The organism is Achromobacter sp. EB05, from assembly GCF_044232075.1.
Taxonomy (GTDB): domain Bacteria; phylum Pseudomonadota; class Gammaproteobacteria; order Burkholderiales; family Burkholderiaceae_B; genus Achromobacter; species Achromobacter dolens.
The window spans coordinates 6,105,085-6,126,096 of sequence record NZ_CP155917.1; the positions used below are offsets into that span (position 1 = coordinate 6,105,085).

Sequence of the window (21,012 nt, forward strand, 5' to 3'; positions counted from 1 at the left end):
ATTGATTTTACCCCCTCTATGAAGAACCGCTTAGCCAGCATCGGGCGAGTCACGCGGGGCTCAAGGTGACGTCGAAACAACTGTTAGGGAGCAAGTCAAAAAGGTAGAATCGCGCAGCGGCCTAGTCCGCAGTTTTTCCGGCGCTCAATCGTTCTCCGCCGGGTACACGTTTCCCGTTTAGGAGCATTTGTTGTGTGGAAAGGCATCATTCTCGCGGGTGGCAGAGGCACGCGACTGTATCCGATGACTCGCAGCATCAGCAAACAGCTGCTGCCTGTCTTCGACAAGCCGATGATCTACTATCCCCTCTCGGTCCTCATGCTGGCGGGTATTCGGGACATCCTGATCATCTCTACACCCGAAGACCTCTCCCGTTTCCAAGACTTGCTGGGCGATGGCTCGCCACTGGGAATCCGGCTGTCTTATGCGGAACAGGATCAACCGCGAGGCTTGGCTGATGCGTTCCTGATAGGCGAAAAGTTCATCGACGACGATCCAGTCTCACTCATACTCGGCGACAATATTTTTTATGGCGTGGGCCTATCCACCTCGCTGGAACGTGCCACCAAGCGCGAACAGGGCGCCACCATTTTCAGCTACGAAGTTCTGGATCCACGCGCCTTTGGTGTTGTTGAATTCGATCAGAACGGCAAGGCAATCAACATCGAGGAAAAACCCCAGACCCCACGCTCCAACCATGCAGTGACCGGCCTGTACTTTTACGACAACAGCGTCGTCGAATATGCACGCAAGCTTAAGCCCTCGGCACGCGGAGAAATCGAGGTCACCGATCTGAACCGTGTGTACCTGCAGCAACAACAACTTCACGTTGAACGCCTGGGGCGCGGCTTCGCTTGGCTCGATACCGGTACAGCCGACGGCTTACTGGACGCCGCCAACTTGGTCGCCACTGTCGAGCGGCGTCAAGGCATGAAAATCGCCTGCCTGGAGGAAGTCGCTTGGCGGCAGCGGTGGATTAGTACGGCTGACCTCCTGAATCTGGCTGATCGCTATGGAAAAAATAGCTATGCCGAGTATCTGCACCGCCTTTCTCAGGAAGTGAAATGACCAAATTCTCCGCCTACGCCATGCTGGCGGGCATGATTGTGTTGTCGGCCCTGTCTGTCTTGGTCTTCAGGCTGCAGATCACTCGAATGGGGTCCCCCCCAGCCGAATTGATCGGCAAGTTGCTTTTCGTCGTACAGGCGCTACTGACACCATTGGCGATTGCCGCGATGACGAGTTTTGGCGTTGCCTTCGTCTTCTGGACATTGGCCAGCACCAAACTGCCTCTTTCGGTAGCCTACCCCTTGACCAGCTTGATATATCCTCTGGTGCTGATCGGCTCCCATTTCCTATTCGGTGAACCGCTAGGCCCCTACCGCATAGCAGGAACCCTGATAATCATGATCGGCCTCGCAGTGAGCAATTTGGGAGCCTGACATGAATCCAATACCGTTCAATCGTTCGCCCATTACCGGCGTTGAAATCGAATATCTCAAACACGTCATCGAAAGCCGCCATCTCACCGGTGACGGCACATTTACCAAACGCTGTCATGCGTGGCTTGAATCTAATCTGCAGTCGCCAAAGGCCCTCCTGACCCATTCCTGCACGGCGTCGCTGGAAATGGCAGCCCTGCTTTGCGAGATCGAACCCGGCGATGAAGTGATCATGCCCTCGTTTACCTTCGTGAGCACGGCCAATGCATTTGCCTTGCGCGGTGCCACGGCAGTCTTTGTCGATATCGATCCCGACACGCAGAATCTGGATGCATCGCTCATCGAGCCTGCACTGACAAACCGGACAAAAGCGATCGTTCCGGTTCATTACGCGGGCATCTCCTGCGACATGGATGCGATCGGCGCGATCGCCCGACGCCATAACTTGAAAATAGTGGAAGATGCCGCGCAAGGATTGGGCTCCACATGGCGCGGCAAAGCGCTGGGCACACTGGGCGACTATGGCGCACTGAGCTTCCACGGCACCAAGAACATCGTTTCAGGTGAAGGTGGAGCCTTGCTCGTACGGGAGCCTGAACGCGGCGAACGCGCCGAGATCATTCGTGAAAAGGGTACCGATCGGTCGAGATTCATCCGAGGCGAGGTCGACAAATACACGTGGCAGGAACTTGGGTCGTCTTATCTCCCCAGCGAACTGATCGCCGCGTTCCTATACGCCCAACTGGAAGACTCCCGCAAGATCACTGAACGACGCGTCGCCGCCTGGACCCGGTATCACGAGGGCCTGCAATCGCTCGAATCCGCCGGTCGCCTTCGTCGGCCTATCGTGCCTGAGCATGCTGTCCACAATGGGCACATCTACTATGTGCTGTTGCCCGACGAAGCAGCCAGGCAACGTGTCCATCAAGCCTTGGCCGACCACGGCATTCAATCGAGCAGCCACTATGTCTCGCTGCACGAATCACCCGCCGGCAAGCGCCATGGGCGCGTGGCTGGTGACATGGCTGTCACCAGCCAGACCGTCAAAACCCTCCTGCGCCTGCCAATGTACGCAGACCTGACCTGGGCGCAGCAGGAACGAGTGATCAAGGGTATTGCAGATAGCTGCTAGAACCGCGCAACCATCGTCTGGCTGCATAGTGTCAGCCTGATTTGAATCGCTTTCGGCCCGTGCCAGGCACCGTCATGAAATTATCCATTGTCGCCACTCTTTATCGATCTGCGCCGCACCTTCAAGAGTTCCATCGTCGTGCCTCAGCCGCAGCACGATCGCTGGTCGGCGATGACTACGAAATCATTCTTGTCAACGACGGGTCTCCTGACCATAGTCTGGAGTTGGCGATTGCGTTGACTCAAGATGACTCCCATACGACGGTGGTTGACCTATCGAGGAATTTTGGCCACCACAAGGCAATGATGACTGGCCTTGCCCATGCCCGCGGTGAGCGCATATTCCTGATCGACAGCGATCTTGAAGAGGAACCTGAATGCTTGCTTGAGTTCGCGGCGCAAATGCACGCGGAAAATGCCGATGTCGTATTCGGTGTTCAACAACGCAGACGCGGGGGCTGGGTAGAAAAATACAGCGGCCTGGTTTTCTATCATCTGTTCCGCGTGCTGACTGGCGTTCGTCAGCCAGACAACATCGTGACGGCACGGCTGATGACCAAAAGGTACACACGAGCGCTACTTCGACATCGCGAGCGAGAGGTGAACATAGGAGGCCTGTGGCATATCACCGGATTCAAGCAATGCGCACACCCTATCACGAAGCACTCAACCAGCCAGACAACATATACGCTGCGGCGTAAGATTTCGCACTTCGTCAACGCAATCACATCTTTCAGCAATGCGCCGCTGGTGTGGATTTTCTACATCGGTGCATCCATTTCCACCGCCGCAAGTGCGTATACCGCATACCTCGTTCTGAACTATTGGCTGCTGTCCAAGCCCGTTAGCGGATATACGTCAATCATGGCCTCCATTTGGCTATTGGGTGGTCTGATCATCTCGTTCATCGGTGTCATCGGAATCTACCTGGCGAAGATCTACTCCGAGACCAAGCGCAGGCCCTATACAATCGTACGACAGGTCTATCGAGCTGGTGATGTCCCGGCGCACGAAACGATCCTTCAAGATAGCCAACGCAGAGTCCCGGACCACGCGTCTTGAGGCCACACTTCCAGTCGATCTCACATTTCCGACGGCTATGCATACATCCCAAGACCCCTCCCCGTCCTACGGCATTCTGGAGCGCGCCATTTCGGCTGATGCCGTGCAGTCTGCGGTCGAGCAGATTGATCATCTTGGCTATGCCGTGCTGAATCCTGGTTTTTCCAAAGAGCAGATCGATAAGTTCCGTGGTGTCTTTGACGCCACTCACAGCCGGTATGTAGCGATTCACGGTGAAGGTCGCTTGCGTCAGCTGGATGAATTCCACGGCATTCGACTGCCCCTGGCTATTGAAGCGGAGTTCCTGAAGCTAGCTCAGACCCCCATCATCCTGGATGCGGTTCACCGATTAATTCGGGGAAAATTCATCTTGAACCAGCAGAACGGCATCATCAATCCGTCAGGGGAACAATACAATCAGGCGGCATGGCATCGCGACCTGCCATATCAGCATTTCGTATCCTCTCGCCCTATTGCCATTAACGCCCTCTACTGCGTGGATGATTTCACTCTGGAAAACGGTGCCACGCATGTCTTGCCGGCCAGTCACAAGCGCGAGGCGTTCCCGTCAGAAGCTTTCGTGAATAGCAACGCGGTTCAGGTGCAGGCGCCTGCAGGCTCATTCATCGTGCTTGATTGCATGTGCTTCCATCGCGGAGGATTCAACCAGAGCATGGATAAGCGGCGAGCGGTGAATCACCTGTACACCATTCCTTTGATCCGTCAGCAAATCGATCCTGTCGAGGCTCTACGCGATGCTCCCCTTGCACCTGAAGACCGGGACTTTCTTGGAATGCAATACATAACACCAAAGACCGTGGCTGCGTACCTTGATACCCGCAGCAAGGAAACCTATTGATCGCGAATATTGCTATGACCTATGTCTGCCCCATCACGCATGAACCGCTCATCAAGAGTCCCGAAGGCCTACGCACTGCGTCAGGCGCCACGTACCCCCTGATCGAGGGCAGCATAGTCGACTTCATAGCCGGAGCTCCCCAGGCCACCGTCAATGAAAGCGTGCATGCGATGTACCACTCTGCCCATGCGGGGGAAATCTATCGCAATTTCCTGGACTGGCTGTTTGCGAGTTTCGAACAGGATGAAGAAGAATTCCGCAAACAACTGATCTCCCGCCTGCAACTCAAACGCGGCGACACCGTACTGGTTACCGGCTGTGGACTAGGTGAAGACCTGCTTCCAATCGCCCGGGCCATTGGTCCATCCGGCCGTCTGTACGCGCAGGACTTGTCCAAGACCATGGTGTTGCACGCCAGTGCAAATTTCGCGAAACAGTGCGACATCCTGATCCCGGAATTCTCCGTGGGCGATGCATTGTCCCTGCCATTTTCCGCCGATACATTTGACGCAGTTTTCCATTTCGGCGGCATCAACCTATTTGGCGACATGGCAGGGGCTATTGCGGAGATGGCACGCGTCACTCGGGTGGGAGGCAGGGTCGCGTTCGGCGATGAAGGCGTCGCTCCTTGGTTGCGTAACTCCGAGTACGCCAAGGTTGCGATCAACAACATACCCTTGTGGGCCAGCCCGCTACCGTTGGAGCATCTCCCGCACCACATTCAGGATGTGCACTGCTCTTGGGTACTGGGCAATTGCTTTTACATGATTGATTTCGCCGTCTCGGCTCAAGGCCCCACCATGAATATCGACGTACCGCACAAGGGACGTCGAGGCGGCACCGCGCGCACACGTTATTACGGGCAGTTGGAGGGGGTTTCTCCGGCAACACGTAGCAAGGTAGTTGACGCCGCGGCCCGGGAAGGCATCAGCGTACATGAGTGGCTGGAGCGCAAGCTCGCCGAAGTTCCGACTCGGTAGTAATGGTCAGGATCGTGCAATCAGAAATGCCCAACACCAACGACTCATCCGCCAGGGCCCCTATGCCATGGAAGAAGCTCGGCCGCATCTATGACGCGCCAGCCTTGCATCCCAAACTGGTCAGCCACGCCGCCAACCCCCTCCCCGTTCACCTCGAAGACGACGTCTTCCGGATTTATTTCAGCGGACGCGATACGGAAAATCGTTCATCGGTCGGTTTCGTCGATATCGACATTTGCAAGCAGTCGGTACTGCAAACCTCAGATGAGCCCGTATTCACACACGGCCCGGATGGGAGTTTCTATTCTCACGGCGTCAGCATCGGCAACTGTTATGAGGTAGCCGGTCAACGGTACATGCTATTTATGGGTTGGCGGATGCCTGCCGAAGGCCATTGGTATGGTGAAATCGGCCGTTTGCGCGTAGCCCCCGACTATTCGCTGGAGCTGGATCGCGCAACGCCGCTCATGCCGCTTGATTCGCAAGACTCCATCAGCTTGTCCTATCCCTGGGTACAGCGGGAATCCGGGCTGTACCACATGTGGTATGGCTCTACGCTGACCTGGCAAACTCCTACTGGCGGCATGCTGCATACGTTGAACTATGCCACTTCGCATGATGGTAGCCACTGGACTCGCAACGGAGTCTCCGTGCCCTATGAAATCGGCGTTGCACAGGCATTCTCGCGTCCGACGGTGTTGGGCAACCGCCGTGATGGATACGAGATGTGGTTCTCCTATCGGGACGATATCGGCATGAAGTACCGCATCGGCTATGCCACCAGCCAGTCTGGAGAAAAGTGGCAACTGGCTCTGGATGCGGCTGGCATCACAGTGTCTCCAACCGGCTGGGATCACGAAATGATTGAATATCCTTATGTGTTCCAGCACAAAGGCCAGACCTACATGCTCTACTGTGGCAATGGCTATGGAAAATCTGGTTTCGGTCTCGCAATTCGCGATGATTCGTGACACCAACGCCATGCGTGTCCAATAAGCTGAATTTGATGGAAACCCGATGATCGACTGCCGAAGCTGTAAACAGCCATACGATTCAGAGCTACGAACGTGCCCTAATTGTGGCTTCGCACCCTTGCAGGTGTCCGGCATGGATGCCTGGTCTCCTGACTTCATGAATGAAGGCAGTGGATTCAAGGCCGAATATTTCGAAACACTGGCTCAGCTCGAAGCGAATAATTTTTGGTTCCGAGGCCGCAATGCGTTCATCGTGCATGCATTGAACGCATATTTTCCGAACATGACTCGTTACATGGAAATTGGGTGCGGCACCGGTTTCGTCTTATCGGGTGTCGCCCAAGCATTTCCCGCGGCAAGACTTTGCGGCAGCGAGATATTCTGTGCTGGCCTTGAATTCGCTCAGCGTCGCGTACCTGGCGCTCGTTTCATGCAGATGGACGCCCGCAACATGCCGTTCACCGATGAATTTGACGTCATCGGCGCATACGACGTCCTCGAGCACATCCCCGAAGACGAGCAAGTACTTACTGAAATGCGCCGGGCACTCGTACCCGGCGGTGGGCTGATACTCACGGTACCGCAGCACCCTTGGCTATGGAGTGAGGCGGATGCGTATGCATGCCACGTTCGGCGCTACACCGCCGACGAGCTTCACAAGAAAGTCACCCAGGCGGGCTTCGAGATTGTCCGTAGCACCTCATTCGTCTCGCTCCTGCTGCCTGCCATGCTGGCGGCGCGGCGCAAGGCACGCAGCCCCGCCGAATTCGATCCCCAGAAGGAACTACGGCTGCCCAAGTGGTTAGACAAGGTTTTTGAAACTACGCTGCGGGTAGAGCTTGCGTTGGTCAGGGCGAAACTTTCGCTGCCCGTGGGTGGCTCACGGTTGCTGGTCGCGCGAAAAACAAGTCATTAGGGCTCGACGTCAGATGCGCTTCAAGCGCGAACTTGGCACACGTGACCGCTCAACGGTAGCGGCTGCATAAACACCTTCGGGAGCAGCGTCGGCCAACAATGTCACTGCGGCCCCGATCACGCAGTTTTCCCCAATGGTAATGTGATCGCGTAGCGTTGCATTCACACCAATGAAACAGCGTTCACCGATATTGACCCCTCCCGAGACCACCACGTGCGACGCAAGAAAACAATGCGAACCAACTGAGGAGTGGTGACCAATGTGGTTGCCGCTCCATAGCGTAACGTTGTCGCCGATGACTACAAACGGCTGGATCGTATTGTCCTCCAGGATGAAGCAGTTCTGCCCGGGTGGCTGCTTTGAAAGATACGTGCAACGGGAGCTCACGTAGCTCGCCAGAGTGTAGCCAAGGCCTTGTGCGGCCAGGAACTTGGCCTTGCGCAGTTGATTGAGACCAGAATAGCTCAAAGCAATGAACATCTCGTACGAATCAGGCGGGTAGGCTCGCGTGATCTCATCGAATGCGATGACAGGCCGGCCACAGAACCTTCCATCTCCGAGGTACTCGCGATCCACGGTGAACGCGACGACCTGTCTCTGGGCATCTTCCGAAAAATAGAAATGAGCCAACTCGGCGATATCTCCAGTGCCGAAAATCACGATTGGCTTCATGTCATTTCCTCACGATGATGGTGAATTCGTACAGACCATAATCGTGCAATAACGCGACATCCTTCGAATAAAGTCGCTTGCATCGATCGAACCAATAGCAAGGGTCCGCATAGTATAAGTTTCCGCGCTTCTTATCTTCGTCTGCATATGACGTAAGACAGTTGAATGCGAAGCCTCGCCGACTTGACGCAGCCAGACTGTCGACGCATGACTCTACGTACTCCCGCCAATCAGCATCGGAGCGATTGAGCTTTACATTAAATATTCCGCTTGCAACGCAATAATCTGAAATCTGATCCGGTTGCGCTCCTAGTGTGAATCGAGCATTGGCGGGTGCCTCCGCGTTAGCTGCTGCTATCATTTCAGCGCTTATATCGCAACCCAAATATTTAAAATTCTCAAAACTCTTACGCAGATAATGCAGCAACGCGCCATATCCGCAACCGATATCCGCAATAGAAAACGAATCTCGAGGCAGAAGCCTCGCCAATTGAGCAAACCTGAGAGTCTGCCCCTCTTCCCCATTCCAATCTACTCCACGCGGAGTTGCGCCATGCTCTTTCAATTTTGTCGCGTAGTAATCAGCGACCTCATTCAACAGGATTTCATTATTTTCATTCATAAATCCTCTCCTTGCCTAGTCCGCCAACTACCGTGTCGCATTCAATTTCTTTAAGGCATGCATTGCATGAAATAATCACGTGCCTCAGGCCCTTTCATCAGCAAAAGATCCAATATTGTGACATCATGCCTGAAATTACCATGCAATTGCGGATACTCAGGATAATTCAAATACGTCATCCACTCGACGTCAATTCCCCTATTATTAAACAAGGTAGTGTCCAGATAAGACTTGGCAGCTGGACCGGAGAGATAAATGTCCGCCTCCAGCCGGGAACACAGTTCGAGCAACCGGTCCGTGGGGCTTAAAGCATCCAATTGCTCGAAAGACAACAAATCATAGGAAGCCTGCAGTGGAGTGTTGATACCGAGGTACTCATTGACTCCCTCAATGAATATCCGGTTTATTGCAGATAATTTGGTTTCCTGGCCGGCCCGCTTATATAGACACGCCAGCCAGGACTTCAACTCGCCCATGAATGGCGCCCGCGCGTAGGCAAGCTGTAGTGTCTTCCAATGCTTATCGGCCCAGTCCTGCTCGGCGACATCCACTTCACATATGCGTAAATCGCGGCTGTGATGCACCGGTATTGTCAGCCACGCATCGCCATTGGCGGTCTTGATGCGATTGCGGGTGCGCCAATCACGGCGTGTGGACTGCACATCGTCGAGGAAAACGAATGCATCCACAGAATGCATCATCTCGAAATATCCTTTCCAAGGAATATAGCTCGACTGCACTATGGCGACTCTCTTTCCTCTTTTTGCCATGGAAAAACCTACCGTCAGAATGAACGCAGCTTACCGCGCGATTGCATGGAGGCAAGACTGTACCACCGCGTTTGAAGCTGCCACGTCCCACCCGGCTCAATACTTATCCGACGTCCCCGTCAACGCCACCCCGATCCGCAGCAACGTATAAGACGCCGCATCCACCCACCGCCGCACCCATCCCCGCCGTTGATACTCCAGCGGACGGATGAAGCGCCCGCCTTCCTGGATCGCCGCTTCCAGCCGCTCCTGCAGGTCCCAGGCAAACGGCTGGTCATCGACCACCACATTCGCCTCGCGCGCCAGTAGCAGGCTGAACGGATCCAGGTTGGACGAGCCGACCGTGGCGACGTTGTCGATCACCGCCACCTTGGCATGCAGATAGCTCGGCATGTACTCATAGATCTCGATGCCATCGCGCAGCAACTGGTCATACAGCGAGCGCGTGGCGTGGTACTGCATGCGGTATTCGACCTTGCCCTGCAGCAGCAGCCGCACGCGCACGCCGCGCGCGGCGGCCTTGGCCAGGGCGCGGCGGAACTGGCGGCCGGGAAAGAAATAGGCGTTGGCGATGAGGATGTCGCGCCGCGCCTGGGTAATGCCGTAGAGATAGGCGCGTTCGAAGGTCTGGCGAAAGCGCAGGTTGTCCCGCAGCACCAGCGCGGCGCGCAGGGTGCCACAGGGCGCCACCGGCGCGTGGCTGGGCTTGGTCAGCCGCATGCGGCTCCAGTCGCGCGGATGGCGCCGCAAGCGGGCCCAGTTCAGGCGCACCCACAGCAGGTCCTGCGCGTAGGCCGCCTCGGTTACCAGCGGGCCGCGCACCTGGACCGCGAAATCGAAGCGCGGCGCCGAGATGCCATCGGTGGGATCGAGATCGTCGTAGTCGTCGATGATGTTGATGCCGCCGATGAAGGCAATGCTGCCATCGACGATGGTGACCTTGCGGTGCAGGCGCCGCAGGCGACTGCGCGAGGGAATGAACTTCGCGAACCAGCGCGGCTCGGGACGAAAGATGCGGCATTGCGCCCCCGCGCCGGTCAAGCGCTCACGCAGGGTATCCGCGGTCTCGGCCGCGCCGAAGCCGTCGAGCACCACGCGCACCTTGACGCCGCGCGCGGCCGCCGCCATCAGACAGTCCAGCACCTTCAGGCCGGTGCGATCCAGCATGAAGATGTAGGTTTCCAGATGCACGCTGGATTGCGCCGCGTCGATAGCCTGGCACAGCGCCGGGAAAAAGTCGGCGCCGTTCTGCAGCAGCCGGATGTCGTTGCCGTCGGTCCACTCCAGCCTGACCCCCTGGGCCTTCACGGGAGTTCCAGCTCGGCCAGCAAGGGGGAATGATCGGACAGCCGCGCCCATTCGCGGCCACGCAGCACGCGCGCGCTGCGCACGGCGAAGCCGCGCTGGTAGATGCGGTCCAGGCGGAACCAGGGAAACACGGCGGGAAAGGTGCGCGGCGGCGGCAGCAACAGGGGGGAACTGCCGTCCATGCCCAGTTGGTTGGTGCGTTCCAGCACGGACACGCCGCTGTTGGGCAGGCCGCGCAGGGCATTGCCCAGGCGCCTGACCGAATCGCGCAGGCGCGGCAATTCGCCGCCATGGCTGCGCGGGGCGTGCGAAAACACCTCGTACAGGCCCAACTGCTGCACGAACAGAGGCGCCAGCCGGTCGCCCCAGTCGTTGAAATCGCCCGCGATCAGGATCGGCTCGCCATCGGGCACCATTCGTCGGATGCGCTCGGTCAGCGCCAGGATCTGGCGGCTGCGGCTGCCGGCGAACAGGCCCAGGTGCACCACGAAGCAATGCACCGCCCGGCCGTCGAGTTCGATGGTCGCGTGCAGTAGTCCGCGTTGTTCCAGGCGATGATCCGAGATGTCCTGGTTTTCGTGATCGAGGATGGGAAAGCGCGACAACAGGGCGTTGCCGTGGTCGGTGGCGCTGCGGATCGCGTTGCGGCCATAGGCCACGTCCAGCTTGAGCGCGGCGGCCAGCGACTCGTGCTGGGCGTCGAGCAGCGATTTCTGCTCGTTGCGGCCCTGCACTTCCTGCAGGAAGACCAGGTCGGGGCGCAGGCCGTAAAGGCCCAGGCGCAGTTCGTTCAACGAGTCGCGACGACCCAGCGCCGAGCGACCTTTATGGATGTTGTAGCTGACGACACGAATGAGCGACATGGAGGAGATGGCGCCTTCTCAAGACAGTGAAACCGCCAACCGAGGCCCACAAAAAAAAGAGTCCCGGCAAGCACCCGCCAACCCAGGCGGCGTTTGCCAGATTACTCCAATTCCATGAACCCTTCCCACCTCGGAGACACCCTGAAACGCAGCGAACGGGCCCGGCGCGGCTCAGAGGCGCATCCGCTCAGGCGAAGCCCCGCACCCGGGACGCCCCCAAGCCGGGCACACACAAGGCAAGCAGAAAAACGCCACAAACCCGAGACACCATCCCTAGCCAGGCCGCCGGGATCCGGCTCCGCCGGTCCCGCGCGGCGCCCCCCTTGAGAGGGAGCGCCGCAGGCGCTCGGGGGTGGGCCTACTTCGGCTCTGCGTTGCGCAGGCGGATATGCAGCTCGCGCAGTTGCTTCTCGTCGACTTCCGACGGCGCCTGGGTCAGCAGATCCTGGGCGCGCTGGGTCTTCGGGAAAGCGATCACGTCGCGGATCGATTCGGCGCCGGTCATCATCGTGACGATGCGGTCCAGGCCGAAGGCGATGCCGCCGTGCGGAGGCGCGCCGTACTGCAGCGCGTCCAGCAGGTAGCCGAACTTCTCGCGGGCTTCCTCGGCGCCGATCTTGAGCGCGCGGAACACCTTGCTCTGCACTTCCTCGCGGTGGATACGGACCGAGCCGCCGCCGATTTCCCAGCCGTTCAGGACCATGTCGTAGGCCTTGGCGAACGCCTTGCTGGGATCGGTCTCGAGGAAGTCCTCGTGGCCGTCCTTGGGGCTGGTGAAGGGGTGATGCGCGGCGGTGTAGCGGCCGTCTTCCTCGTCGTATTCGAACATCGGGAAGTCGACCACCCACAGCGGCATCCAGCCCGCGGTGAACAGGCCGGTCTTCTTGCCGAATTCGCTGTGGCCGATCTTCACGCGCAGCGCGCCGATGGCGTCGTTGACGACCTTCTCGCGGTCGGCGCCGAAGAAAATGATGTCGCCGTCCTGCGCGCCGGTGCGCTTGACCAGTTCGGCCAGGGCAGCGTCATGCAGGTTCTTGACGATGGGCGATTGCAGGCCGTCGCGGCCCTTGGCCACTTCGTTGACCTTGATGTAGGCCAGGCCCTTGGCGCCGTAGATGCCGACGAACTGGGTGTAGGCGTCGATCTCGCTGCGCGACATCTCGGCGCCGCCGGGCACGCGCAAGGCGACCACACGGCTGCCGGGCGCCGTGGCGGCGGCGGCGAACACCTTGAAGTCCACGTCGCGCATGACGTCGGTCATGTCGGTGAATTCGAGCTGCACGCGCAGGTCGGGCTTGTCCGAACCGTAGCGACGCATCGCTTCGGTCCAGGTCATGATGGGGAACGGGTTGGCCAGGTCGACGCCCTGCACCACCTTGAACACGTGGCGGATCATGTTCTCGAAGATCTCGCGGATCTCGAGCTCGTTCAGGAACGAGGTTTCGCAGTCGATCTGGGTGAATTCAGGCTGGCGGTCGGCGCGCAGGTCTTCGTCGCGGAAGCACTTGGTGATCTGGTAGTAGCGGTCAAAGCCCGACACCATCAGCATCTGCTTGAACAACTGCGGCGACTGCGGCAGCGCGAAGAAGTGGCCGGCGTTGACGCGCGAGGGCACCAGGTAGTCGCGCGCGCCTTCGGGCGTGCTCTTGGCCAGCATCGGGGTTTCGATGTCGATGAAGCCCAACTGGTCCAGGAACTTGCGGGTTTCGATCGAGACGCGATAGCGCAGCATCAGGTTGCGCTGCATCTGCGGGCGGCGCAGGTCCAGCACGCGGTGCGTCAGTCGGGTGGTTTCCGACAGGTTGTCGTCGTCCAACTGGAACGGCGGCGTGACCGACGCGTTCAGGATCTCGACTTCCTTGCACAGCACTTCGATTTCGCCCGAGGCCAGCTCGGCGTTGGCGGTGCCCGCCGGACGCTCGCGCACCAGGCCGGTGACGCGGATGCAGAACTCGTTGCGCAGGCGCTCGGCGGTGGCGAAGGCGGCGTTATCCGGATCGAACACGATCTGCGCCAGGCCCGCGCGGTCGCGCAAGTCGATGAAGATGACCCCGCCGTGGTCGCGGCGGCGGTTCACCCAGCCATACAGGGTGACGGTCTGGCCGAGATGGTCGCGGCAAACCTGGCCGGTGTAGCAGGTACGCATCGGGATAACTCCGTTGTGTGCTTGGTAGTAGCGTAAAGGGTTACAGGTCGACGCCCGGCGCGCGCTGCGCGTCCGGCGTCGGAGAGAGCGGCGCCGGCCGGGCGCCCGGCACGGCCGGACCCGGGGCGACGACGCCCATGGAAACGATGTACTTCAAGGCCGCGTCCACGCTCATCTGCAGGTCCACCGTGTCGGCACGGGGCACCATCAGGAAGAAGCCGGACGTGGGATTCGGCGTGGTCGGCACGTACACGCTGATGTGGTCGCCGGGCAGGCGCTCGGCCACTTCGCCGCTGGGCGTGCCGGTGACGAATGCGATGGTCCAGCTACCGGCGCGCGGATACTGCACCAGCACCGCACGGCGAAACGCCTGGCCGTTCGGGGCGAGCACGGTGTCGCTGACCTGCTTGACCGAGTTGTAGATCGAGCGCACCAGGGGGATGCGGCCCAGCAGGCTTTCCCACTGGTCCACCATGGTGCGGCCGATCAGGTTGGCCGCGAAAATGCCCGTCAGCAGCACCACCACGATGACCAGGACGAAGCGGAAGCCGGGAATGTCGACGCCGAACAGCGATTCGGACGACAGAAAGCCAGGCACGAACCCTTCGAGGGTGGCGACCAGCAGACCCAGCACCCACACCGTGATGACCAGGGGAACCCAGATCAGCAGGCCGGTGATGAAGTACTTTTTGATGACGCGCATACGCATCGCGCGGTTACTCAGGAGGCGGTGGACGGCCCCGCGGCGGGCGCGGGGGCAGCGGCCGGCGCCGCCGGTGCGCTGGCGGCCGGCGCGGCGCTTTCAGCGGGCGCCGACGGGGCGCTGGCGCCGGTGGCCTGCTGGCCGCCGCTGCCGTTGCCGCGGAAATCGGTGACGTACCAGCCCGAGCCCTTGAGCTGGAAGCCAGCCGCGGTCACTTGCTTGGAAAACGTGCTCTGGCCACATTCGGGGCAAACCGAAAGCGGCGCGTCGGAAATCTTCTGCAGGACGTCTTTGGCATGGCCGCAGGCGCTGCACTTGTAGGCGTAGATGGGCATCGAGGGCTCCCAGGCGCGGGTCCGGTATATCTATGATCGTCGACCGGACCTGTGCAAAACCAGGGGCGCGAGGGGTCTTCCAACGGAAGGCCCCGGGGCCGGAACTGGCTTGGACCGGACAACGGCCGGGCACGGCCGGAAAAATACGGGAAAGTCTTGAATTTTAGCGGTTTTTCGTGAAAGGCCGGCGGCGCCCCCACGGCGGGGCGCCCGGGGGCGCCGCCGTGGGGCTCGCCTCACTCCCTCAGACAGGCAACAGGAACATCAGGGCGGCCACCCCCGTCGGCCCCAGCGCCGACAAAAACAGCCGTCCGGACGAGATGCTGCCATCCGGGAAATGATTCTTCAGGATGGCGAAACCGGCCGGATTCGGGGCATTGGCGATCACCGTCAGGCCGCCCCCCGTCACCGCGCCCGCCACCAGCATATAGCGCCAGGCCTCGCTGGTGCCTTCCACCAGCGACCCCAGGTAGGTCAGCGCGGCGTTGTCGGTAATGGCCGTCAGCGCGGTCGCGCCCCAGAACAGCACGAACGGCTCCAGCCCGCCCAACAGGTCCTGCAACCACCATTTCTGCAGGCCGCCCAGCACCACCAGGCCGGCCAGGAAAAAGCCCACCATCAACCCTTCCTTGATCAGCAGACGGTTCTGGTGGCGCTTGTAGGCCTCGGCAAAGCCGATGAACATCATCAGCAAGCCGAGGAAGATTGCCGGGTGGTGCGCGCTCAGCACCACCGCCACCAGGAACACCAGGTGGATCAGCATCACCAGCGCCGGCACCGGCGGACGGTTGTCCTTGCCCTCCGGGGCGTCGACCCCGCCGCCCGTGCCCACCGAACGCTCCCGCAACGCCTTGCGGCAGATGAAGGTCAAGAGGCCCGCGTTCAGGCACACCGCCACCGCCGCGCGCCAGCCGAAATGCTGCGCCATGAAAGTCGAATCCCAACCGAAGGTGGAGGCCACCATCAGCACCGGCGGCGCCGCGTAGGAGGTCAACACGCCGCCGATCGACACGTTGACGAACAGCACGCCCAGCGTCAGGTACTTGAAGCCGGCGCGGCCGCTGGTGCGGAAATAGGCATCGCGCAGCAGGATCGCCGCCAGCGTCATGGCCGCCGGCTCGGTGATGAACGAGCCGCCCAGCGGCACCAGCGACATCACCACGAAGAACGTCGCCAGCTCGCGCTGCAGCGGCAGCACGCGCGCCGTGGCGCGCACCAGCAGACCCACCAGTTCCAGAATCGGCCGGCTGGCCGCCACCACCATGATGGTGAAGACGAACAGCGGCTCGGTGAAGTTGCGGGTGTCCATGTAGCCGATGGCCGCGGACGGCCCCGACAGCGCCGCCATCGCCACGATCAGGGCGAACGCCCACACGCCGAACACCGCCTCGACTTCCGCCAGCAGGTGCCAGAAACCGGCATGCGGCCCGCCGCGATGGGCCAGGCGCGCAAACATGGGAACGGAAAACGTGTGCAGCACCGCCACGACGAACAGGGCGGTGGCGATGATTTCTATGGACTGGGGCATCGAAAGCGCTTCCGGAATGAAGACCCGGGCCGCGCGCACGCGACCCCGAATCGGCGGACAAGGGTCGCACTATAGCGTAGCGGAGGCGGCCCGCCCTACAGGGACAACGCTAGGATTTGCCTACTTTTCAGGCGATCGGCGCGGGCGGTTCGCCGCCCGGCTGCGCGTCGCGCATCTCCATCAGCAGGCTGTGCAGCATTTCGGTCGACAGACCATGCAGCACCAGCCGGTAGCCGGCGCGCAGCGTCGACATGGGCACCAGCGGATGGCTGTTGTTGACCAGGATCAGGTGCTGCGGCGCGCCCAGCAATTTGGCCGCGTAGATGCCGATGGTCTCGTCCAGTTGCAGCGAATTGGCCGCGCGCCAGAAGTCGTTGTCGGTCAGCATCAGTTGATACAGCGGCGTGAACAGCTCGATGGCGCTTTGCAGGTCTAGGAAATTCAGTTTGCCCTGCGGCATGTCCTCAAGCTTCAGATCAGGATCGCGGATCATCGAAAAGTCGACGCGCTCGGGCGCATGCATTTCCACGCCCGCGTCGCGCAACGCCTGGTTCAGCCGGATCACGAAGTTGAACAGGTTCAGGTCGTGCTTGACGAACAGTTCGTCCTTGAGATCGTCGATCTCCATCGGTTCGAGCGGCGTGGTGGTGATGCGCACCGGTGAGTTGGCCGCGATGAACGACAGGATCTGCGCGCCCAGGTGGAAGTGCCGCAGGATCAGCCAGTTGGCCTCGGGCGAGACGAAGCGCTTCAGGCCCCACGCCAGGATGCGATGCAGCAGCCGCGAATGCGACCAGCGGCGCGGCAGGAAGGTCTTGATGATCTGGATCAGGATGATGCAGGCGCGCGCCAGCGGCCGCAGGAACGGCAGCAGGTACTGGCGCGAGCCGCAGCTCGAATCGGTCAGCCAGGCCTTCTTGACCTTGTCCGGCAGCGGCGTGCTGCGGTCCAGGTACAGGGCCAGCCAAGGACTCGGATCGGCGGGATCGTGGCCCTTGGCCAGGAATTCCGGTTCCTTGTTCATGCGGCGTCATCCTCCATCACGTGATGAAACTGCATCAGGTACAGCGCGGCGGTGCGTCGCGCGGTGTCGACGATACGCTGCTCGGCGCGGCCGTCCTCGTCGCAGTCCAGCGCCAGCTCCACGGCCGACAGCCAGCGCGCCAGGTGGTTCTCGTCGTTGTGGCCATGGTATTCCAGGAAGCGGAAGGCGTCCGGCGGCAGCTTCAGGCTGGCCTTGAGCAGCGGCAGCAGGGCCGGCACGATGCGCTGGCCGGTGCCCTCGATGATGTAGATGGCGCCCAGGAGGCCGATCGGGTCGCGCGTGGCGGCCAGGCTGTGCAGATAGGCGTTGAGCGCCTCGCCGCCGGGGTTGCGGCGCAGCGCATCGATGTTGTCGATGCTGCCGCCGGCCGTGCGGTAGTCCTGGAACAGGATCTGGAAGTCGTTCTGCTCCTCGCCGGCGTGCATGTCGATCAGCGCGGCCAGCGGCTGGTACTGCTCGGTCAGCGAGGCCGCGCCTTCGCGCATCCACTTGCTGCCCTCGCGCACCTGCGGGATCCAGTTCTCCATCCAGTTCAGGTAGTCGGCGGTCTCGAAGCGGCGGTTGCGCAGGCGCCGCACCACCGGCGTGCGCCAGACGCGCGAGCGGTAGTCGTGCCAGATCGCCGCCAGTTCGGTCAGCAACTGGCCCAGGCCCTGCGGCGCCATGTCCGGATCGTGCGGCGGCGCGATGGCGTCGGCATCGGCGCTGTGGGCGTCCTCGCGCCCGGCCGCGGCCGGCGTGGCGCCCACGGCCACCGACGGCGCGGCGTCATGCGCGGCCTCGGCCTCCAGCAGCATGTAGGCCGCCATGAACCGGCCCGACTCGGGGATGTAGCAGAAGATCTGCTCGCCCGGCTTGATCTCGCGCGTTTCCAGGAACTCGGCCAGCATGATCAGGATCGACGCCGCGCCGGTGTTGCCGCGCCAGGCCAGGTTGCTGAACCAGCGCTCGCGCGGGATCACCAGGCCGGCCTTCTCCATCAGGTCCTCGACCACCGGAATGAATTTCTCGGACGAGTAATGGCACAGGAAGTGGTCGACCTGGTCGGGATCCAGCCAGCCGTCGCGCACCAGCTTGGCGTACTCGTGGATGCCGATATCGAACAGGTGCGGCAGCAGGCGGATGTCCTGGCGCAGCGACAGCGCGCCATCGGCCTCGGCCTCGTTCCACGACGGATAGTCCAGGTGGCCCTTCTGCCGGTCGGCCGACAGGCCCAGTTGCATGCACACCGGATAGTCGCCCGAGAACGAGCGCTGGTGCACCCACTTCAGGCGCAGCCGCACGCCCTTGGACGCGCCCGGCAACGGCCGGCCGCCGCGTCCCAGCAGCAAGGCGCCGGCGCCATCGGACAGCATCCAGCGCAGGAAATGCGCGTCGAAGTCGGCGTCATAACCACGCGCGGCAAAGCGCGAGCGCTTGAACAGGCGCGACGGCAACTCGGCCGCGACCGCCAGCGCGCTGGCATGGCCGCCCATCTCGACGCCCTGCGCCGCCACCTGGATCGCCGACACGCCCGCGGCGCAGATGCCGTGCACCGACAGCGTCTCCATCGGATGCGCGGCCAGCTCGCCCTGGATCATGTTGGCAAAGCCCGGCATCAGCGCGTCGCCCCCGGACGAGCCGCTGGTCAGCAGCGACACGTCCGCCAGGTCGCCGTCATTGCGCCGCAGGCAATCGCGGATGGCGTTGGCGGCCAGTTGCGCATTGGTGAAGACGGTGGCGCCCTCGGCATCGATCGCGTAGTAGCGCTGCTTGATGCCGTTCTCGGCCAGGATGCGGCTCTTGATGCGGCTGGACATGCGGTTCAGCGGCGCGATGTAGCTGTCCATGGCCTCGTTGGACACGGGTTCGCCCGGCATGAAATAGCCGGCGCTTTCCAGGTAGACACGATTGAACGCGATAGGCATGGCGGGTCTCTTTTGGCAGGTATGGAGTGGCGGCGCTAGCGCACGTGCTCGGGCGCCATGCACGAGCGGCTGCGAAAGCGCGGCAGGAAGGTGCCCAGCACGAACACGCGGAACATGTACGGCGTCAGGCCGCCCTCGTTCAACGCGGGCGTCACGCGGGCCCGGTAATGGTCGCGATGCAAGCGGGTCAGCTCGGCCCAGTGCGCGCGCGGATTCTCGTGGTGCGCGGTGTGCAGGCCGATGTTGAACAGCAGCGGATTGACCAGCCCTTCGAAGTTGCGGGCGTAGTTCAACCCTGCCACCGCGCGCGGTCCGCCATCGGCGTGCGCGTGTTGCAGGTAGTTGGTGGCCAGCAGCCAGTGCAGGCCGTGCAGTTGCGGGATGATGACGAACACCAGCGCCTTGACCGGATTGATCGCCAGCAGGCCGCCCCACAGCCCCAGCCAGGCGCCGTACTGGCACATGCAGTAGCGCCACGCGCCCGGCCAGTGCCGGCGCAGCCGTCCCAGCCAGGCGAAGAACAGCGGATACAGCACCCACACCGCCTGCACCGGATGGATCAGATAGCCCCACAGGTGATTCGTATCGCCGCCAAAGCGATAGGTGCGCGCCACGTCGCGCGCGCCATGCTTGTAGCGGTGATGGTTGGCCACGTGCGCCGGGTAGAACACGAAGGTGGGATGCCCCTGCAGCAGCGTGATCCAGAAATCGGTGGCGCGGTTGGCCCAGCGGCCATGCCACATGCGGATGTGCGTGTGGTTGTGGTGGATCACGCCGATGCCCAGCGTCAGGAACAGCATCAGCGCGTACAGCGGCCACCAGAAGCCATGCAGCCACTGCCACGCCGCCAGGGCGGGCAGCGCGGCCAGGTAGGCCAGGCTCTGCCAATCGCGCCTGTTGCGCAGCGCGGGCAGCCGGCGCGTCTTGCTAAGCCCGTCCGCCAAGCGATTCTCGCTGCCGGAAAGCTTCCAGCTGGGGCGCGGCCGCCTCGGCCTTCAGCCGGGTGCGGAACAGGCGGTCCATGAACGTGAACTGGAAACCAAAATTGCCGTTGTAGCAGGCGTGGTGCAGGTGATGCCGGCGGCTCGCCGCAAACCAGTGCGCATACGACACGTTGGGAAAGAAGTCGTAGTTGGCGTGGCCGATGCAGTTGAAGAACAGGCTGAACAGCGGCACCGACGCCAGCGACCAGAAGCTGAAATCATGCAGCACCATCGGCAGCATGATGACGTTGCCCAGCATCAGCGCTTCGATCGGATGGAAGCTGTAGGTCGAGAACGGGGTGGTCACCACCGAGCGGTGGTGCGGCAGGTGGAAACGGCGCAGCAGCTTGGTGTGCAGCAGCCGGTGGTTGATCCAGAAATGCACATCGTTCCAGGCCACCAGCGCCAGGATCTCCAGCGTGATCTTCTGCCAACTGGCGTCGGGGTCCAGGTGCGCCCAACCCAATTGCAGCAGGCCCCACGGGAAGATCATGCCGGTGCCGAACAGCAGGATCGACACGCCCGACTGCGTGAATTCACGGCGCAACTGGCCCGGCGCCAGCGGCCGCGGATCGAGCGGCCGGCCGATGCCCAGCGCCGGCAGGATGTGCTGGGTCAGCAGCCAGGTGGCCGCGCCGAACAGCAGGTAGATGCCGCCGAAGAACAGCAGGCCCGCCAGCATGACCTGCCAGGCGGACAACGCGACAAAAGCTTGGGCCATGAACGTTTTGTTTCACCCCGGAGAATGGCCGCATCATAAGCAATC

The 21,012-nt window shown here is 61.3% G+C and carries 21 protein-coding genes; 8 read left to right on the forward strand and 13 right to left on the reverse strand.

Annotated features, from left to right (window positions below; translation table 11 throughout):
• Positions 1-243: 243 nt before the first annotated feature.
• From rfbA to AAID08_RS27900, 8 genes are all read left to right on the forward strand, one after another.
• Positions 244-1,068, forward strand: a complete 825-nt coding sequence (rfbA, locus tag AAID08_RS27865; protein WP_395757177.1) for a glucose-1-phosphate thymidylyltransferase RfbA — start codon at positions 244-246, stop codon at positions 1,066-1,068.
• A complete protein-coding gene (locus tag AAID08_RS27870) occupies positions 1,065-1,442 on the forward strand; it encodes a hypothetical protein (RefSeq protein WP_395757178.1) in 378 nt (125 codons plus the stop codon). Before rfbA ends, AAID08_RS27870 begins: the two co-directional genes overlap by 4 nt.
• A 1-nt stretch (position 1,443) precedes the next feature.
• A complete protein-coding gene (rffA, locus tag AAID08_RS27875) occupies positions 1,444-2,574 on the forward strand; it encodes a dTDP-4-amino-4,6-dideoxygalactose transaminase (RefSeq protein ID WP_395757179.1) in 1,131 nt (376 codons plus the stop codon).
• A gap of 74 nt (positions 2,575-2,648) precedes the next feature.
• Positions 2,649-3,635, forward strand: coding sequence for a glycosyltransferase family 2 protein (locus tag AAID08_RS27880; protein ID WP_395757180.1), 987 nt, complete (start codon positions 2,649-2,651; stop codon positions 3,633-3,635).
• Between the two features lie 37 nt (positions 3,636-3,672).
• Entirely contained in the window at positions 3,673-4,494 is an 822-nt protein-coding gene (locus AAID08_RS27885; RefSeq protein ID WP_395757181.1) for a phytanoyl-CoA dioxygenase family protein, read from the forward strand.
• A complete protein-coding gene (locus AAID08_RS27890; RefSeq protein ID WP_395757182.1) occupies positions 4,491-5,474 on the forward strand; it encodes a class I SAM-dependent methyltransferase in 984 nt (327 codons plus the stop codon). The genes AAID08_RS27885 and AAID08_RS27890 overlap by 4 nt, the downstream gene beginning before the upstream one ends.
• A 26-nt stretch (positions 5,475-5,500) precedes the next feature.
• Complete coding sequence (locus AAID08_RS27895) at positions 5,501-6,445, forward strand: hypothetical protein (RefSeq protein WP_395757183.1); 945 nt, start codon at positions 5,501-5,503, stop codon at positions 6,443-6,445.
• A gap of 136 nt (positions 6,446-6,581) precedes the next feature.
• Positions 6,582-7,364, forward strand: coding sequence for a class I SAM-dependent methyltransferase (locus AAID08_RS27900; RefSeq protein WP_395757184.1), 783 nt, complete (start codon positions 6,582-6,584; stop codon positions 7,362-7,364).
• 9 nt (positions 7,365-7,373) lie between these two features.
• Here the strand turns inward: AAID08_RS27900 and AAID08_RS27905 are convergent, their stop codons facing one another.
• The 13 genes from AAID08_RS27905 to AAID08_RS27965 form a co-directional block, all read right to left on the reverse strand.
• Complete coding sequence (locus tag AAID08_RS27905; protein ID WP_395757185.1) at positions 7,374-8,036, reverse strand: acetyltransferase; 663 nt, start codon at positions 8,034-8,036, stop codon at positions 7,374-7,376.
• 1 nt (position 8,037) lies between these two features.
• Positions 8,038-8,658, reverse strand: a complete 621-nt coding sequence (locus AAID08_RS27910) for a class I SAM-dependent methyltransferase (protein ID WP_395757186.1) — start codon at positions 8,656-8,658, stop codon at positions 8,038-8,040.
• A 50-nt stretch (positions 8,659-8,708) separates the two neighbouring features.
• The gene (locus tag AAID08_RS27915) at positions 8,709-9,359 is read right to left on the reverse strand and encodes a WbqC family protein (protein ID WP_395757187.1); all 651 of its coding nucleotides are present in this window, start codon (positions 9,357-9,359) and stop codon (positions 8,709-8,711) included.
• Between the two features lie 165 nt (positions 9,360-9,524).
• Positions 9,525-10,736: a cardiolipin synthase ClsB gene (gene clsB / locus AAID08_RS27920; RefSeq protein WP_054500275.1), complete on the reverse strand. Its 1,212-nt coding sequence runs from the start codon at positions 10,734-10,736 to the stop codon at positions 9,525-9,527.
• Positions 10,733-11,599, reverse strand: a complete 867-nt coding sequence (locus AAID08_RS27925; RefSeq protein ID WP_054500274.1) for an endonuclease/exonuclease/phosphatase family protein — start codon at positions 11,597-11,599, stop codon at positions 10,733-10,735. Before AAID08_RS27925 ends, clsB begins: the two co-directional genes overlap by 4 nt.
• Before the next feature lie 358 nt (positions 11,600-11,957).
• Entirely contained in the window at positions 11,958-13,745 is a 1,788-nt protein-coding gene (aspS, locus tag AAID08_RS27930; RefSeq protein WP_049077151.1) for an aspartate--tRNA ligase, read from the reverse strand.
• A 40-nt stretch (positions 13,746-13,785) separates the two neighbouring features.
• The gene (locus AAID08_RS27935; protein ID WP_054500273.1) at positions 13,786-14,448 is read right to left on the reverse strand and encodes a DUF502 domain-containing protein; all 663 of its coding nucleotides are present in this window, start codon (positions 14,446-14,448) and stop codon (positions 13,786-13,788) included.
• 17 nt (positions 14,449-14,465) lie between these two features.
• Positions 14,466-14,783 (reverse strand): FmdB family zinc ribbon protein, encoded by a 318-nt coding sequence (locus AAID08_RS27940; protein WP_054500272.1) that lies wholly within the window; start codon positions 14,781-14,783, stop codon positions 14,466-14,468.
• A gap of 244 nt (positions 14,784-15,027) precedes the next feature.
• Positions 15,028-16,311 carry a putative Na+/H+ antiporter gene (locus AAID08_RS27945; protein WP_054500271.1) on the reverse strand — a complete coding sequence of 428 codons (1,284 nt, stop codon included), beginning with the start codon at positions 16,309-16,311 and terminating at the stop codon, positions 15,028-15,030.
• A 127-nt stretch (positions 16,312-16,438) separates the two neighbouring features.
• Positions 16,439-17,335 carry a DUF6999 family protein gene (locus tag AAID08_RS27950; protein WP_395757188.1) on the reverse strand — a complete coding sequence of 299 codons (897 nt, stop codon included), beginning with the start codon at positions 17,333-17,335 and terminating at the stop codon, positions 16,439-16,441.
• Positions 17,332-19,263, reverse strand: a complete 1,932-nt coding sequence (locus AAID08_RS27955; protein WP_054500269.1) for a StlD/DarB family beta-ketosynthase — start codon at positions 19,261-19,263, stop codon at positions 17,332-17,334. Before AAID08_RS27955 ends, AAID08_RS27950 begins: the two co-directional genes overlap by 4 nt.
• A 35-nt stretch (positions 19,264-19,298) precedes the next feature.
• Positions 19,299-20,207: a fatty acid desaturase gene (locus tag AAID08_RS27960; protein ID WP_054419900.1), complete on the reverse strand. Its 909-nt coding sequence runs from the start codon at positions 20,205-20,207 to the stop codon at positions 19,299-19,301.
• Complete coding sequence (locus AAID08_RS27965) at positions 20,191-20,967, reverse strand: sterol desaturase family protein (RefSeq protein ID WP_054500268.1); 777 nt, start codon at positions 20,965-20,967, stop codon at positions 20,191-20,193. The genes AAID08_RS27960 and AAID08_RS27965 overlap by 17 nt, the downstream gene beginning before the upstream one ends.
• Between the last annotated feature and the right edge of the window lie 45 nt (positions 20,968-21,012).